Genomic DNA, 15,873 nt, shown 5'->3' on the forward strand with positions numbered 1-15,873 from the left:
AGCTGGCGATGAATGTATTAACACAGGTTGAGCAGGAGGGGGCGTACAGCAATCTTCTGCTCAACACCGCCTTGCAGAAGTCCTCGCTTGCGAAGAGCGACGCCGGACTTGCTACAGAGCTGATCTATGGCACGATCTCGCGACTGAACACGCTCGATTATTTTTTGGACAAGTTTGTCAATAAAGGGGTACAGAAGCTGCAGCCGTGGGTAAGGGCACTGCTTCGCATCAGTCTGTATCAGGTCGTATATCTGGATCGGATTCCGGATCACGCGGTTGTCAGCGAAGCCGTTAATCTGGCGAAGCGCCGCGGGCATCAAGGGATTTCCGGTATGGTGAACGGGGTGCTTCGGAATATTTTGCGTCAGAAGGAAAGCTTGGCGATCCCTGAGAATATGCCGGCGGCCCAGCGCATTTCTCTGCTGCATTCCCATCCGCAGTGGCTGGTGGAGCGCTGGATATCCCAGTACGGGATCGAGACGACAGAGGCAATCTGTGCCGCGAACAATGAACCGCCCGCTGTCAGCGTTAGGGTGAACACCACGATGATCAGCCGGGAGGACATGCTGGCATTAATGAGCAGCCACGACTTCGATGCCACCCCTTCGTCGCTTAGCCCCTATGGGATTGTCGTAAAAGGAGCGGGCAATATGGCCTTGACCGATTGGTATCGGGACGGGATGATCTCGATCCAGGATGAAAGCTCCATGCTGGTCGCCGAGGCTGTCAAGCCAGAGGCGGGAATGCGGGTGCTGGATTGCTGCGCAGCCCCGGGCGGGAAAAGTGCCCACATGGGCGAGCTGATGAAGGATGAAGGCAGCATTGTTGCCAACGACATCCATGCCCATAAAGGCAAGCTGATATCGGATCAGGCCAGCCGTTTGGGACTGGACAGCATTTCGATCGTGACTGGTGACGCGCTGGATTTGGTTGACCGCTTCGAGCCTGCGTCTTTTGACCGAATTTTGCTGGATGCTCCATGCTCGGGCCTTGGCGTAATCCGTCGCAAGCCTGATCTGAAGTGGGGCAAGTCACAGGAGGACATACATGAAATTGCGGCGCTTCAGCTAAGGCTGCTGGAGTCGGTCTCGACCTTGCTTCGTCCCGGAGGACTCTTGGTGTACAGCACGTGTACGATTGAGCCGCTGGAGAATGAAGGCGTTGTATCTGCTTTTCTGGAAGGCCATTCCGAGTTTGACATCCCGAAAGACGGTCTTGGAGCCTTAAGCCGGCTGGAAGAGAAATCGCTTCAGCGTGGAGGCGGGATTCAAATTCTGCCGCAGCACTATCACAGTGACGGCTTTTACATTGCAAGACTCGGCAGACGCCCCTCTTAGGGTGTCCGCCGCCATGACTATAGTCGTATCCCGCCAATGCCGGCGGGTTTTCCTCTTTTACCGTCTCTTTTATTTATGTTAGAATAGGAAGAATGAAAAAAGAGATGCATATGAATGTAATAGGGAGAGTTCGGAAGAATGCTGACTGGACTTCCTCTAAATTAGACAGGTGTGGTGAGAATGAAACCTTTTATATATGATTATTCACTGGAAGAGCTTCAAGCATGGGCTCAAGAGAATGGGGAACCGGCGTTTCGCGGAACCCAGATCTATGACTGGCTGTACGTAAAGCGGGTGAACGACTTTGCTGAAATGACGAATCTGTCCAAGGAGCTTCGGACGAAGCTGGAACAGGAGTTCAGTTTTGTTACCCTGACGGAAATCACCAAGCTGGAGTCAAAGGATGGAACGGTCAAGTTTCTGTTCGGTCTGCATGATGACCATGCGATCGAGACCGTCATCATGAGGCACAATTACGGCAACAGCATCTGCGTTACAACGCAGGTAGGCTGCCGCATCGGATGTACGTTCTGTGCATCCACACTGGGTGGCTTGAAGCGGAATCTGACCTCCGGCGAGATTGTTGCCCAGGTGGTTCAGGCGCAGAAGATTCTCGATAAAACGGGAGAACGTGTCGGCAGCATCGTGATCATGGGCTCAGGCGAACCGTTTGAGAACTATGAAGCGACCATGAAGTTTCTGCGCACGATGATCCATGAAAAAGGCTTGAATATCGGCCAGCGCCACATTACCGTTTCGACGAGTGGCATTGTGCCTAACATCTATAAATTCACGGAAGAGGATACTCAGATTAATCTGGCCATCTCCATCCATGCACCGAACGATAAGCTGCGCTCCAAGTTAATGCCTGTTAACCGCCGGTTCCCGTTTGATGACGTGATTGAGTCGCTTCGTTATTATCAAGCAAAAACCGGACGGCGCATTACGTTTGAATACGCCTTGATCGGCGGCGTAAACGATCAGGTTGAGCATGCCGAAGAGCTTGCGGATGTCATTAAGGATATGAACTGCTTCGTCAATCTGATTCCGGTTAACCATGTGCCGGAACGGAAATATGTTCGCACATCGCGTAACGATATTTTCAAATTTCAACGTGCGTTAGCAGACAAGGGGGTCAATGTGACCATCCGTCGTGAACAAGGCCATGATATCGCTGCCGCTTGCGGTCAGCTGCGGGCCAAGCATATGGAGTTGGGGTGAGAAGATTTGATCAAGACGGTTCATGTAAGCCATGTGGGACGCGTTCGTCCTGTTAATGAAGATTCGGTATTTGTTAGCACACTGGAGCATGGCTATACCTTGGGTGTGGTTGCTGACGGTATGGGAGGTCACCTTGCGGGTGACACCGCCAGCAGGCTTGCGGTAGATACCGTAGCCGAGGATTTGTCTTCTTTGGAACAGGACATGTCCATGGAAAGTATTCGGGCTGCGCTTGGTGATGCCATATTGCATGCCAATGCCGTTATCTATCGTGAAGCCTCGGCTGATGAGCGGCTTCACAATATGGGCACGACGATTGTAGCGGTGCTGCTGCGAGGTTCCGAAGGTTATATCGGACATATCGGGGATAGCAGGGCTTACAAAGTCGTTCCCGGACAAGTGATTCGACTCACAGATGACCACACATTGGTCAATGAGCTTTTTAAGAGTGGTCAGATTACGGAAGATCAACTGGAAACCCATCCCCGGAAAAATGTATTAAGCCGGGCACTTGGAACGGATGTGGATGTGACGGTTGAGCTAACACCGGTTACGATCGGAGAAGGCGAAGTGCTGCTGCTCTGCAGTGACGGGCTCAGCAACCGGGTCAGCCGCGAGCTGATCGGTCAGATTTCCGGTTCACTTGACCTTCCTCTGGAAGAAAGAGCGGATCGCCTGCTTCAACTGGCACTTCTTGCTGGCGGTGAGGACAACATCACGGTCGCAATGTTTGAACATCAAGAAGAAGTTGTCGGGCAACGTATAAAGGGGTGGGATTCATGATCGGACATGAATTGGCTGGTCGTTATAAAATTATAGAACGCATCGGTGGCGGTGGCATGGCGCTGGTCTACAAGGCTCAGGATATTTTGCTGAACCGGAATGTAGCGATCAAAGTGCTGCGCCAGCAGTTTGTGCACGACGAGGAATTTATTCGGCGTTTCCGGCGTGAGGCACAATCAGCGGCTTCGTTGTCGCATTCCAACGTGGTCAGCATCTATGATGTGGGCCAAGAGGAAGAAGTGCATTACATCGTCATGGAATATATCGAAGGTCAGAATTTGAATGAAATTATAAAAGAACGGGCACCGCTCCAGGTGGAAGAAGCTGTACGGATTGCTATCCAGATCTGCGATGCACTGGGGCACGCCCATCATAACCAGATCATTCACCGGGACATTAAACCGCATAATATTCTGATTGGCCGGAATGGGAGGGTCAAAGTAACCGACTTTGGCATTGCCAGGGCGGTCACGTCGACAACTATTACGCAAACAGGCTCTGTTGTGGGCTCTGTGCATTATTTTTCGCCGGAGCACGCCAAGGGCGTTGTTACTGGCGAGAAATCGGATTTATACTCACTTGGTATTGTGTTATATCAAATGCTCACGGCCCGTCTTCCATTTTTGGGCGAGAGCCCGATTAGTGTAGCTCTGAAACATCTCCAGGAGGAGTTTGATGAGCCTAGAGAAGTGAACCCGCTCATTCCTCAAAGCGTGGAGAACATCATCCTGAAGTCCATGCGCAAAAACCCGGAGGAGCGTTACCAGTCTGCGGAAGAAATGATGGACGATCTCGAGACGTGTTTGATGCCGATGCGACTCAACGAACCGAAGATGGAGTTCGAGGACGATGCCGATTCAACCCTGGTCATGCCGGCGCTCAAAACGATGCAGCGCAGCAGCCAGCATCACCATGACCCGGACGACGACTCGGATGACGAGGAGTTTGAGGAAAAGCCGACCGGTAAACCGAAGAAAAAATGGGTCAAGCCGACCATCATCATCGGTTCGGTGCTCCTGTTCCTCGGCATCATGTTCGGTGTCGTCATGTATGTGAACAATATGCTGGAGGTACCTGAGGTTAAGGTGCCCCAAGTTGTAGGCATGACGGAAGAGGATGCGATCCGCGAGCTTGAGGCCCAAGGTTTGACGGTGGATGAGGAAGTCATTCGTGAATATAAACCAAATGTCGATGAAGGCATTGTGTTTGCCCAGGATAAGGAACCAGAGACCATGCTCAGGCAGGGGGCACCGGTTCAATTGTCGGTTGGGGATAAGGAGCCTCTTAAGCAAATGCCGGATCTCTCGGGTAAGACGTTTGATCAGGCAGTTGAGATACTGAAAAATATGGGTATTAAGGATAACGCTATTAAGCAGTCCTCTGAAAACAATGATAATGTACCTGTCGGTCAGATCTATGATCAGAGTCCTTCCGCGACCACCGAAATTGATCCTGAACAGGTGGAGGTCCGGGTCACGATCAGCAAGGGAAAGCAGACGTTCAATATGCCGAGCCTGGTTGGCATGACAGAAGAGCAAGCCCGAAACACGATTGAATCGCTTAACCTTAAAGTTGATGCAGTCAAGGAAAAATCCAGCTTTGAAGTAAAGAAGGGCATCGTAATAGAGCAATGGCCGCATATGGCCAACCAACAAGTTGCTCCAGGCGACAAAATCACATTATTCGTCAGCTCAGGCTATCCTTCGGATGCGCTTGAGTACAATTACAGTGTACCGGTCTCACCAAGCATGGAGGGACAAGAAAGCAAAATTCGGGTCGTTTTCACCGATGCGCTGGGAGAAAACCAGGAAGCTATGAACAAGGTCATTACAACCTCGGAAATGGTACCTGTTAAGCTGCTGCTGGCTCCCGACAAGCATGCAACGGTCATGATCTTCCGTGACGGTCGCCAAGTGGATACGTACAGCGTAAGTTACAGCGATGTCAAGAATGGCACCGTGCCGCAGCCGACCTTTGAACAACCGCCTGTTGAGCCTGATGTGCCGGTGGACACCAATCCGGATGAAGGAACTGGCGAGGACGGTTCGAATGAGGAAGATGATGCTGCTTACCATTGGGACTCCGGCAACCATGAAAAAGGCAAAGGCCCTGGTAAAGGTAAGGATAACGATTAGAAACAAGTTGTGAGCACACTAAATTTCAACAAGAAAGGTGAGGCCTATTATATGCTAGAGGGACTGATCGTGAAGGCACTAAGCGGATATTATTATGTCAAACCAATGCAGGATGGCAACATTATATCCGGGGAGGACCCAGCGGTTCAATGCAGAGCCCGCGGCATTTTCAAAAAGAAAGGTATCTCTCCGCTCGTTGGAGATCACGTGATGTATTCATTGACTGAAAATGGGGAAGGGACCGTGGACGAAATTCTTCCACGGTCTTCCCAATTAATTCGCCCGCCTGTCGCGAACGTCGACCTGGCGGTACTGTTGTTTTCGGTCAAAGAACCGAATCTGAGCCTGCATCTGCTGGACAAGTTTCTGGTACATATTGAGCATGAGAGCCTTGAGGCATTGATCTGTCTGACGAAGCAGGATCTTGTAGACGCCTCCGACGATGTACTGGAGCAGGTGAAGCGCAAGTATAAAGAGATTGGTTATGAAGTGCTGATTACCAGCTCTCTGCAAGGGATTGGGACCGAAGAGGTGAAGAAACGCCTGGCCGGTCGAATCAGTGTCTTCTCCGGTCAATCCGGTGTCGGGAAATCGTCCCTGCTGAATGCGTTGATGCCAGGCCTCTCGCTGGAGACGAGTGAAATCAGCCTGCGTCTTGGCCGCGGTCGACATACGACACGCCATGTGGAGCTGATTGAGCTTGATAACGGAGGGTATGTAGCCGATACACCCGGCTTTAGCCAACTGGATTTTCTAGAGCTGGGTGTCGAGGAGTTATCGACCTGTTTCAGAGAATTTGCTCCTTATGCTGCGGAATGTAAATTCAGAGGTTGCAGTCATCTGCAGGAGCCGGGCTGCCGGGTGATCCAAGCCAAAGAGGATGGAATCATCCTGGCTAGCCGTTATGAGCATTATGTGGAGTTTTATACAGAGATGAAAGACAAGAAGCGGAGGTACTGAATGATGATTAAAATTGCGCCATCCATATTGTCAGCGGATTTTGCGAAGCTGGGACAAGAAATTAAGGAAGCCGAGGCTGGCGGAGCCGACTGGATTCATGTGGACGTCATGGACGGACACTTTGTACCTAATATTACGCTGGGACCGCCGATCGTCCAAGCCATCAGACCCCATACGAGCCTGCTGCTTGACGTACACTTGATGATTGAACAGCCTGAGCTGTATATTGCGGACTTTGTCAAGGCTGGAGCCGATCTGATCACCGTTCATGCCGAGACCTGCCAGCATCTTCATCGAGTCATCCATCTGATCAAAGAGTTTGGCGTGAAGGCCGGCGTCGCGATCAATCCGGCTACGCCAGCCCATGTCCTTCAGGAAGTGCTGCCTGACTTGGATTTGGTGCTGGTGATGACCGTGAACCCGGGGTTTGGCGGACAGGCATTTATCGAGCGGACTGTAAACAAGATCTCACAGCTGCGTGAATGGGTTTCAAACTCCGACTACCCGAATATCCATATTGAAGTGGATGGCGGCATTACAGCGGAGACAGCGCCGCTTGTGGTGGAAGCGGGAGCGGATGTCCTGGTTGCGGGCAGCGCCGTATTCGGCAAGCCGGATCGCGCGGCAGCCATTGCAGTAATCCGTGACAGTGTATCATCTTGACCAGAACGTGAGCAACGGGATGCATAGGGCGCGGGGTTCCCGCATAAATATGGTTACATGAGCTGGGTTCTCATGTAGCCTTTTTTGTCTGTGTTCACATCTGTGGGCTTGGTGCATAACATAATCTAGGAAGGCATGAGAATGATGGGGAGGGTGAGACATGAAATTCTATACGTTCAAGCTGCCGAAGTTTTTGGGAGGTTTTGTGAAGGCCATCTTAAATACGTTTCACAAGAGCTGACAGCTTGTCCCGGCGTAACAAAACCTCCGCCTGGGACTGACGCCGCCTAGCCGGTTCTGGGGAAAGAGGCAAGAACACTCCGATAGAGCGCGCATGGAGGACATACCGCATCTGTGTGCGGAGGTTTTTCTTGCGGTATAAGAAAGCCATAATGTGCGGGAGTTCTCCTTCGCTTTCTTATATCAAAAGAAGAGTGTCTAGCGACGTACTTATCGAGGACAGACTGCGTTCGACCGGAAGTTTTTCTTGCGATATAAGAAAGCGGAAGTTTTGCTCTTTCATTTTTCTTATATCTAAATAAAAAAAGCACCTGCTATCTGCTTAGGGTGCTTTTTGTTTAGAAGGAGAATATGTATCTAAACGCAAGAAAAACTTCCTTGTCCCGGATCGCCCACAAATGGTGCCTGGAGATTAAGAAGTTTTTCTTCATATAACACAAGATGATTATACGCGAGTCACTTTACCGGATTTCAAAGCGCGAGTGCTGACGTATACACGTTTTGGCTTGCCATCCACCAAAATGCGAACCTTTTGAACGTTGACACCCCAAGAACGCTTGTTGTGATTGTTAGCGTGAGAAACATGGTTACCACTGCTTGGTTTCTTGCCAGTTACATAACATTTGCGAGCCATTTATTACACCTCCTTGTTCCTAACCCTGCATGAAACAATACTTAAATATAATATCACAGTAAAAATTGCTCCGTCAACTGTCTTAAAAACATTTATTTCTCTTTGCCATTATAGTACAATGTTGATTAGTCCATAATATTTCCGAAGAAATAGTTCGTGGGCTTGTCGGCATGGCTCTCAGAAGGCTTGGGAACCGCCGGAAAGCGTAGAGGACGAGAGGATAGCCCATCATAGATTTATGATCCATTAATCATGGTAAGTCTTTTATTTACTGCTTGGGCATTTCGTCAGCTATAAGCTATGAAATAGATATGAAATTTACAACAAGAAGTGTTATGGGTATCAAGCCAGGAAGGGGAATTCTCATTGAGTAAGCGTTCTTTGAATGGAACAGAATTTACCGCGATGGTCCTAGCCGGAGCGGAGCAGCTGCAGCAGCATGCAGAACACGTCAATTCCCTGAATGTATTCCCGGTGCCGGACGGCGACACGGGGACCAACATGAATTTGACGATGACTGCAGGTGTGGCAGAACTGAAGAGTAAGTACTCGGAGTCCGTCGGGCATAGTGCCGGTGTGCTGTCCAAGGGGCTTCTGATGGGAGCCAGAGGGAACTCGGGGGTTATTCTGTCCCAGCTGTTCCGTGGTTTCAGCCGATATGCTGCACCTTATACAGAACTAAATTCTCATCAATTCGCCGCAGCACTGCAGACAGGCGTAGAAGCTGCGTATAAAGCTGTCGTGAAGCCTGTTGAAGGTACCATCCTTACCGTAGCTAAAGAAGCGGCCAAGCATGCGGTCTATTTCTCCCGCCGCAACAACGATATCGTGGAATTGATGGAGCAGGTGTTGGCCAAAGCCAAAGAAACACTGTCCCAGACGCCGGATATGCTCCCTGTTCTGAAGCAGGTTGGCGTCGTGGACTCGGGTGGCCAGGGCCTGGTTTACATTTATGAAGGTTTCTTGCAGGTGCTGAGAAAAGACGCTCCGCCCGGATCGTTTGCTATTGCCGGAGGACAAGCTGAACAGAGCAACACGGCACCGGCCTTTCAAGCAGTCCCTGACTTCTCGGCGGTTCAAGCTCCGGCTTCTGCCCAGTCCAGACTGTCCACAGAGGATATTGAATTTTTATATGACATGGAATTCTTTATTAATCGGCAGCTCGGAGAAGGAACGAACGCAGACTTTGATGAAGATAAGTTCCGGAAAGCGCTTGCAGTGAATGGTGATTCCATCATTGTCATCGCCGATGACGAGACCATCAAAGTTCATGTGCATTCCAAGGCTCCGGGCGAGGTGATGAATTTGGCGCTAATGTATGGAGAGATCACTCAGATTCATATATTGAATATGCGCGAGCAGCACCGTGATTTGCTGACAACGGGAATGGATATCGCACCGATGCCCGAGTTATTTGCGGATATTCCGGCAGAGACCGTTACACCGGAAGCTCCGGCTGTTCCTCCGGCAGACGAGATCGCACCGTACGGTTTCATTGCGGTATCGTCAGGGGAAGGCATCTCCGATATATTCAAAAGCCTGGGCGTTGACGTCGTTCTCTCCGGAGGACAGACAATGAACCCGAGCACCGAGGATTTTGTTAATGCGATTACTTCGATCTCGGCACAGCAGATTTACATCCTGCCGAATAACTCCAACATCGTGCTGGCTGCCCAGCAGGCGAGAGAGCTTCTCGAAGGCGAGCGCAGCGTAACGGTTATTCCGAGCAAGACGATTCCGCAGGGGATCGCGGCAGCATTTGCTTTCGAGGAAGACGAGAATGCGGATACGAATACCGACAATATGCTGAATGCGATCACTCGTGTGCAATCGGGGCAGGTAACCTATGCCGTTCGGGACACAACGATCGATGATCTCGAGATCAAGGCTGGCCAGTTCATCGGTATTCGCAATTCCAACATCGTTGCAGCAAATGCGGATCTGATTACGACCTCCCGGGATTTGCTGAGTAAAATGCTGGAATCCGGGGATGAAATCGTGACTCTGCTTACCGGCGCGGACGCAACCGAGGAATCGACCAACACACTCACCGAGTGGCTTGGTGAGCAGTACCCTAACGCAGAGGTTGAGGTACACTACGGCGGACAGCCGATCTATTCTTATCTGTTCTCCGTGGAGTCTTGATATAGAACGCTTTGATATTATGCAAGGTACATTTATAGGAGGGGTTCCGGTGAATAAGACCGTTATTGTGACAGACAGCACAGCGGATATTCCGGCAGACCTGGCGAAGCAACACAACATTCATATTGTGCCGCTGAAACTCATGTTCGGGGAAGCTTCGTATTTGGACGGAGTCGAAATCACGCCGAGAGAGTTCTACAAAAAGCTGGTTGAGTCGCCACAGCTTCCGACGACCTCTCAGCCTTCACCCGCAGATTTTGCAGCTGCGTATGAGTCCATCTTGGAACAGCACCCAGGCTGCTCCATTGTGTCGATTCACATCTCATCCGGCATGAGCGGGACGTATCAGTCCGCATTGCTTGCCACCTCTATCATCGAAGGAGAAGCGGATATTACCGTGTGGGATTCCAAATCGGCCTCCTATGGTTTCGGATTATTCGTGGTCCATGCAGCGAAGCTCGCACAAGAAGGAGCCTCTGTTTCTGATATTATTTCGTCACTCGAAGAGCTCCGTTCCAAGCGCCGTCTCTACTTCCTGGTAGACACGCTGGAATATTTGCAGAAGGGCGGACGGATCGGTAAGGCTTCGGCTGTGCTGGGCACGCTGCTTAACATTAAGCCGATCTTGTCCATTGATGGCGAAGGAATCATATTTCCGGTAGACAAGGTCCGCGGTCGCAAGAAAGCGACAGCGAAAATCATTGAACTGTTTCAACAGGATCTATCCGGTGTGAAAAATATTAAAGTGGCTGTGGGTCATACAGCTGACCCTGCTCAGGTTGAGGATTTTCTGCAGCAGCTGTCCGCTGTGTTTACGATTGAGGAAACGGTATTTTCCGAGATCGGTCCGGTTGTCGGTACGCACGTTGGACCGGGAACCATTGCAGCATATATATGGCCTGCTTAAGTGAGGTAGATGATATGAGTCTCAAACTCGATCAAATATCCGTCAGACAGATCAACGGCGTGAGCGCCCTGAAAGAGGGGGAGCTTCACGCCTTTGGCGTCTCTACGGTCAAGGATCTTTTGGAGTATTACCCCTTCCGGTATGAGGATTACCGGCTCCGTTCCCTAAGTGAAGTCAAGGACGGGGACAAAATCACCATTCAAGCCAAGATAGCCAGCGTACCGGTACTGCAGCGCTATGGGCGTAAATCCCGTCTCACCTGCAAAATGCTGGCCGAAAACTGGATGTTCACTGCGACCTGGTTTAACCGGCATTTTCTGAAGGACCAGCTTACGGCTGGCCGGGAGATTGTGCTGACAGGCAAGTGGGATCAGCGCAGAATGCAGCTTACGGTGTCCGAATCCGAATTCCCGGATAAGGGAGCCTTCCGCAGCGGGACGCTGCAGCCGGTGTATTCCATCGGCGGTAAGATCACGCAATCGTGGATCCGAAAAACAATGGGGCAGGCATTGGAGCAATACGGGGAGATGATCCCCGAGATTTTGCCGCAATCCCTGCTCAGGAAATATGATCTGATGCCCCGTAAAGCGGCAATCATGACGATCCATCAGCCTGTCGACTCCCGGGAAGGTCAGGAAGGGCGGCGCCGGATGGTGTATGAGGAGCTCTTCTTGTTCCAGTTGAAAATGCAGGCGTTCCGGGCGCTGAACCGGAGTCGAATGGACGGTGTTGTACATACGGCTGACAATGCAACGATCCGGGAGTTCGTGCGCAGCTTCCCTTTTGAGCTCACGGATGCGCAGAAGAAGGTGGAGCTGGAGATTTTGCATGATATGCGCTCCCCTTACTGCATGAACCGTTTGCTTCAAGGGGATGTCGGCTCGGGAAAAACGATTGTTGCCGCCGTCGCTCTGTTTACAACAGTGCGCTCAGGCTTTCAAGGGGCCTTGATGGTGCCGACAGAGATTCTCGCCGAACAGCATATGCGTTCGCTGCAGAAGCTGTTTGAGCCCTTTGGCATTACCGTTGGCCTGTTGACAGGCAGTGTCACGGGTAAGAAGCGCAAAGACCTGCTGGCTTCCTTACAGATGGGGTTGACGGACGTTGTCGTGGGCACCCATGCTCTCATTCAGGATGATGTATACTTCCGGGAGCTGGGACTCGTCGTGACGGATGAACAGCACCGTTTTGGCGTGAATCAGCGAAGCGTACTCCGCCGTAAAGGCTACAACCCGGATGTGCTAACGATGACGGCGACGCCGATTCCACGGACGCTGGCCATTACCGCCTTCGGGGATATGGATGTATCCACGCTGTCGGAGCGTCCGAAAGGCCGTATTCCCATTACGACCTATTGGGTCAAACATGAACTCATGGACCGTGTGCTCGGATTTATTTCCCGGGAAGTAAATCAAGGACGTCAGGCATATCTGATTGCTCCTCTGATTGAAGAATCGGACAAGCTGGACGTTCAGAATGCGATTGATCTGCATGTTCAGATGCAGCAGGCCTTTCCTACGTATGCTGTGGGTCTGCTGCACGGCCGTATGACGCCTGCCGAGAAGGATGAGGTTATGCGCCAATTCTACAGCAATGAGGTCCAGCTGCTGATTTCCACGACGGTCGTTGAGGTTGGCGTCGATGTGCCGAATGCCACGTTGATGATCATTATGGACGCCGATCGCTTCGGTCTGTCCCAGCTGCACCAGCTTCGGGGCCGCGTAGGCCGTGGGCAGCATGCATCCTACTGTGTTCTTGTGGCCGATCCGAAATCGGAAGTGGGCCAGGAACGGATGCAGGTGATGACCGAAACCGAGGACGGCTTCGAGGTATCCCGGAGGGATTTGGAGCTTCGGGGCCCGGGCGACTTTTTCGGTACGAAGCAGAGCGGACTGCCGGAGTTCCGGCTGGCCGATATGGTCGCCGACTTCAAAGTAGTGGAAGAGGCTAGGGGCGATGCAGCGTCCCTTGTCAGCGACAGTTCCTTCTGGACGTCTCCTGAATATGAGCCATTGCGCGACTTTCTTCAGCAGGAGAAGATCTTCCAGGGCGATATCATGGACTAATAACATGAATCTGTTAGCACAATGGACAGACCTTCGTCATATACTCAAAAAAGGTAGCAGCATTTATGACTGGAGGTGCTTCAACATTGAGTTATCAGCAGTACGGGATTAGTCCGCAGCTGGTAGAACGAATCAAGCAAAAAATGAAAAACCCGGCAGTCAAGGAAAGAATCAAAGGGCTGACTCAGGGTTTAACCAAGGCAGATCTTCAAAATAGCGCAAAAGTGCATCAAATGATCCGGACGGCCAGCGGCATCTTGAATGAAAAGCTGAGCTCCACGCAGGAGCAGCAAATGGTTCAGTTTGTGCTTGCACAGCGCATCGATCCGAACAACACCTTCCATTTGATCAAGCTGTGGGGGATGTTTCGATAACAATTGGATGACATCAAGGAATTACTTTGCATAGAAGAAGCCCCTCTCGGGAGTGTTTTCTCCTTATGAGCAGGGGCTTTTGATTTCGCGTATGCAAAGGATGCAACATTCCTGGCGGACTCCCGTAAAAGGAATCCCTTAGTTTGTGGTCAACGGATTTAGCTGCCTGTAATAGAACGGATGCAATCTTCCGTGTCATTTTTAACGGAATTTACGGTTGTGCTAACCGCAATGGCTTGCATGTCCTCCTCGGGGTAAGGCCTTAGAAGCTCTTTGAGGGATTGCAGGAGGGAGGGGCTACCTTCATGGGTATGGGAAGACGTCTGCCGTTCAAGCCATAACGCTTCGTCTTCGGGTCTCAGAATGACCGGCATCCGGTTATGGATCGGCGCCATGAGTTGATTGGGTTCGGTTGTAATGACGGTGCAGGTGCTAAGCTTATCTCCGCTTGGGGTAATCCAGGTATCATACAGACCTGCCATGCTGAATATTTCGCCGTTCTTCAAGCTGATGCGAAAGGGCTGCTTGCCATTGCCGTTTTTTTGCCATTCGTAAAAACCGTCTGCAGGAATTAGGCATCTTTTCCGATAAAAGGGCATCCTATAGGCAGGCTTGGCTTCCAGCGTTTCACTACGCGCATTGATCATTTTGGCTCCGGCCGAGGCATCCTTGGCCCAGGATGGGACAAGCCCCCATTGCAGCTGACCGATCCGATTGGTGCTGCCGTCGTTGATAATAGCCGTGACCATCTGCGTAGGCGCGATGTTGTACCGGGGAATATGAAAGGGAGAGACCGATTCGGGATCGATGAGATACCTGGTCATCAGTTCTTCCCAAGTGACCGTGAGTGTAAAGCGTCCGCACATCGTTTCAAGCCTCCTGTCATTTGCTGTCGCTAAGATTTGAATATAGCGTCTAATTAAGACTTTTATCGAGTTCAGAAATAAATTGCTAGTACATTTGTGTTTGAGTATATCAAATATAACGTAACTAACCAAAAGGGCCTAGCGTATAGCCAGGCCAAGCATCATGAATGGAGGATTTTTTGTGTTTGATTTAAAAGCTAACGGGACCTCGGTTAAGACAGAAGTTGTTGCCGGGGCCACGACGTTTTTCACGATGGCGTATGTGACTGTTGTGAATCCGCTGATTCTATCGCAAGCGGGTGTGCCTTTTGAGCAGAGCTTCACGGCTACTATTATTGCCGCTGTGATTGGTACACTGCTGATGGGGCTCGTAGCCCGTTATCCGATCGCTGTAGCACCGGGGATGGGCTTGAATGCCTACTTCACCTATTCCGTCGTTCAGGGACATGCCGGACTTGGGTATATTGAAGCTTTCTCAGCCGTTTTTATAGCCGGTATTCTGTTTCTGGTATTATCGATGACTTCCCTGCGGCGCAGGCTGATTGAGATGATCCCGGCCAATTTGAAGCATGCGATCACGGTCGGAATCGGCTTGTTTATTGCTTTTATCGGATTGCGGATGAGCGGCATCATTACAGCGCATCCGGACAATCTGGTAGCGCTCGGTGATCTGCACCAGCCATCAGTTGTGCTCGCCTTGGTAGGACTTGCGGTTACGCTTGTGCTGCTGTCGCGCGATGTGAAGGGTGCCTTGTTTATCGGAATGATTATTACCGGGATTATCGCTTATTTTGCCGATATGCTGTCTTTTACGAACGGGATTATGTCGCTTCCAACGCTGCCGGAAGGCATTCTGGTATGGAACCCGATTACCGCTGCCTCGGATGTGATCAGTCATGGACTCTATGCCGTTGTGTTTTCGTTCCTCCTGGTGACACTGTTTGATACCACAGGTACGGTAGTTGGTGTGGCAGAACAGGCGGGGCTTATGAAGGATAACAAGCTGCCTCGTGCGGATCGTGCCATGTTCTCCGATTCGGTGGCAACTGTGGCCGGATCTATGGTCGGTACAAGCCCGACCACCGCTTATGTTGAATCTGCAGCCGGTGTTGGCGCAGGCGGTCGGACAGGATTAACGGCGGTCGTCGTTGCTGCATTGTTTGTGGTTGCTGCCTTCTTCAGCCCGCTGATCGGCGCGGTTTCCGGATTATCCGCCATCACCGCACCTTCGCTCATCGTAGTGGGTTGCCTGATGCTAAGCAACGTTCAGCACATCCGGTGGAATGATTTTGATGAAGCGTTCCCCGCGTTTCTCGTGATCTTGACCATGCCGCTTACGTCCAGCATCGCGACTGGGATCGCGCTCGGTTTTATCTCATATCCGCTGATGAAAATCGTGAAGGGCAAGTGGAAGGCGGTTCACCCGCTGATGTATATTTTTGCTGTGCTGTTCGTACTGCAGCTTGTCTTTGTCCCGCATTGATTCAGGAGCATTAGAAGCATGACAATCCCCTGCCAAGGTCTAAGCAGACCCGGCAGGGG

Annotated in this window: 14 protein-coding genes; 12 read left to right on the forward strand and 2 right to left on the reverse strand. The window is 51.2% G+C overall.

Annotation, left to right across the window (positions count from 1 at the left end):
* Positions 1-8 precede the first annotated feature (8 nt).
* The 7 genes from rsmB (at position 9) to spoVM (ending at position 7,340) form a co-directional block, all read left to right on the forward strand.
* Positions 9-1,337 carry a 16S rRNA (cytosine(967)-C(5))-methyltransferase RsmB gene (gene rsmB, locus NYE54_RS11235; protein WP_339273462.1) on the forward strand — a complete coding sequence of 443 codons (1,329 nt, stop codon included), beginning with the start codon at positions 9-11 and terminating at the stop codon, positions 1,335-1,337.
* Positions 1,338-1,517: 180 nt separating this feature from the next.
* Positions 1,518-2,558: a 23S rRNA (adenine(2503)-C(2))-methyltransferase RlmN gene (gene rlmN / locus NYE54_RS11240; RefSeq protein WP_076320734.1), complete on the forward strand. Its 1,041-nt coding sequence runs from the start codon at positions 1,518-1,520 to the stop codon at positions 2,556-2,558.
* Positions 2,559-2,564: 6 nt separating this feature from the next.
* Positions 2,565-3,341 carry a Stp1/IreP family PP2C-type Ser/Thr phosphatase gene (locus tag NYE54_RS11245; RefSeq protein ID WP_076320735.1) on the forward strand — a complete coding sequence of 259 codons (777 nt, stop codon included), beginning with the start codon at positions 2,565-2,567 and terminating at the stop codon, positions 3,339-3,341.
* On the forward strand, positions 3,338-5,476 hold the full coding sequence (gene pknB, locus NYE54_RS11250) for a Stk1 family PASTA domain-containing Ser/Thr kinase (protein WP_339272012.1): 2,139 nt from the start codon (positions 3,338-3,340) through the stop codon (positions 5,474-5,476). The genes NYE54_RS11245 and pknB overlap by 4 nt, the downstream gene beginning before the upstream one ends.
* A 51-nt stretch (positions 5,477-5,527) precedes the next feature.
* On the forward strand, positions 5,528-6,436 hold the full coding sequence (gene rsgA / locus NYE54_RS11255) for a ribosome small subunit-dependent GTPase A (protein ID WP_339272013.1): 909 nt from the start codon (positions 5,528-5,530) through the stop codon (positions 6,434-6,436).
* A 3-nt stretch (positions 6,437-6,439) separates the two neighbouring features.
* Complete coding sequence (gene rpe, locus NYE54_RS11260; protein ID WP_339273463.1) at positions 6,440-7,099, forward strand: ribulose-phosphate 3-epimerase; 660 nt, start codon at positions 6,440-6,442, stop codon at positions 7,097-7,099.
* A 160-nt stretch (positions 7,100-7,259) separates the two neighbouring features.
* A complete protein-coding gene (gene spoVM, locus NYE54_RS11265) occupies positions 7,260-7,340 on the forward strand; it encodes a stage V sporulation protein SpoVM (RefSeq protein WP_034273235.1) in 81 nt (26 codons plus the stop codon).
* Positions 7,341-7,784: 444 nt separating this feature from the next.
* On the opposite strand, the gene rpmB is transcribed toward spoVM, so the two are convergent.
* On the reverse strand, positions 7,785-7,973 hold the full coding sequence (gene rpmB, locus NYE54_RS11270) for a 50S ribosomal protein L28 (RefSeq protein ID WP_006209230.1): 189 nt from the start codon (positions 7,971-7,973) through the stop codon (positions 7,785-7,787).
* Positions 7,974-8,339: 366 nt separating this feature from the next.
* Between rpmB and NYE54_RS11275 the strand changes: the two genes are divergently transcribed.
* The 4 genes from NYE54_RS11275 to NYE54_RS11290 all read left to right on the forward strand — a co-directional run bounded on the left by NYE54_RS11275 (position 8,340) and on the right by NYE54_RS11290 (position 13,465).
* Positions 8,340-10,118: a DAK2 domain-containing protein gene (locus tag NYE54_RS11275; RefSeq protein WP_339272014.1), complete on the forward strand. Its 1,779-nt coding sequence runs from the start codon at positions 8,340-8,342 to the stop codon at positions 10,116-10,118.
* A 49-nt stretch (positions 10,119-10,167) separates the two neighbouring features.
* Complete coding sequence (locus NYE54_RS11280) at positions 10,168-11,025, forward strand: DegV family protein (protein ID WP_339272015.1); 858 nt, start codon at positions 10,168-10,170, stop codon at positions 11,023-11,025.
* A 14-nt stretch (positions 11,026-11,039) separates the two neighbouring features.
* Complete coding sequence (recG, locus tag NYE54_RS11285; RefSeq protein ID WP_339272016.1) at positions 11,040-13,091, forward strand: ATP-dependent DNA helicase RecG; 2,052 nt, start codon at positions 11,040-11,042, stop codon at positions 13,089-13,091.
* 86 nt (positions 13,092-13,177) lie between these two features.
* The gene (locus NYE54_RS11290; RefSeq protein WP_215164004.1) at positions 13,178-13,465 is read left to right on the forward strand and encodes a stage VI sporulation protein F; all 288 of its coding nucleotides are present in this window, start codon (positions 13,178-13,180) and stop codon (positions 13,463-13,465) included.
* A 158-nt stretch (positions 13,466-13,623) separates the two neighbouring features.
* Here NYE54_RS11290 and NYE54_RS11295 read toward each other — a convergent pair whose 3' ends face one another.
* Complete coding sequence (locus tag NYE54_RS11295) at positions 13,624-14,331, reverse strand: SOS response-associated peptidase (protein WP_339272017.1); 708 nt, start codon at positions 14,329-14,331, stop codon at positions 13,624-13,626.
* Positions 14,332-14,512: 181 nt separating this feature from the next.
* On the opposite strand from NYE54_RS11295, the gene NYE54_RS11300 reads away from it, so the two are divergent.
* Positions 14,513-15,814, forward strand: coding sequence for an NCS2 family permease (locus tag NYE54_RS11300; RefSeq protein WP_076320743.1), 1,302 nt, complete (start codon positions 14,513-14,515; stop codon positions 15,812-15,814).
* Positions 15,815-15,873: the final 59 nt, after the last annotated feature.

Source organism: Paenibacillus sp. FSL K6-1330, assembly GCF_037976825.1.
Lineage (GTDB): Bacteria > Bacillota > Bacilli > Paenibacillales > Paenibacillaceae > Paenibacillus_AQ.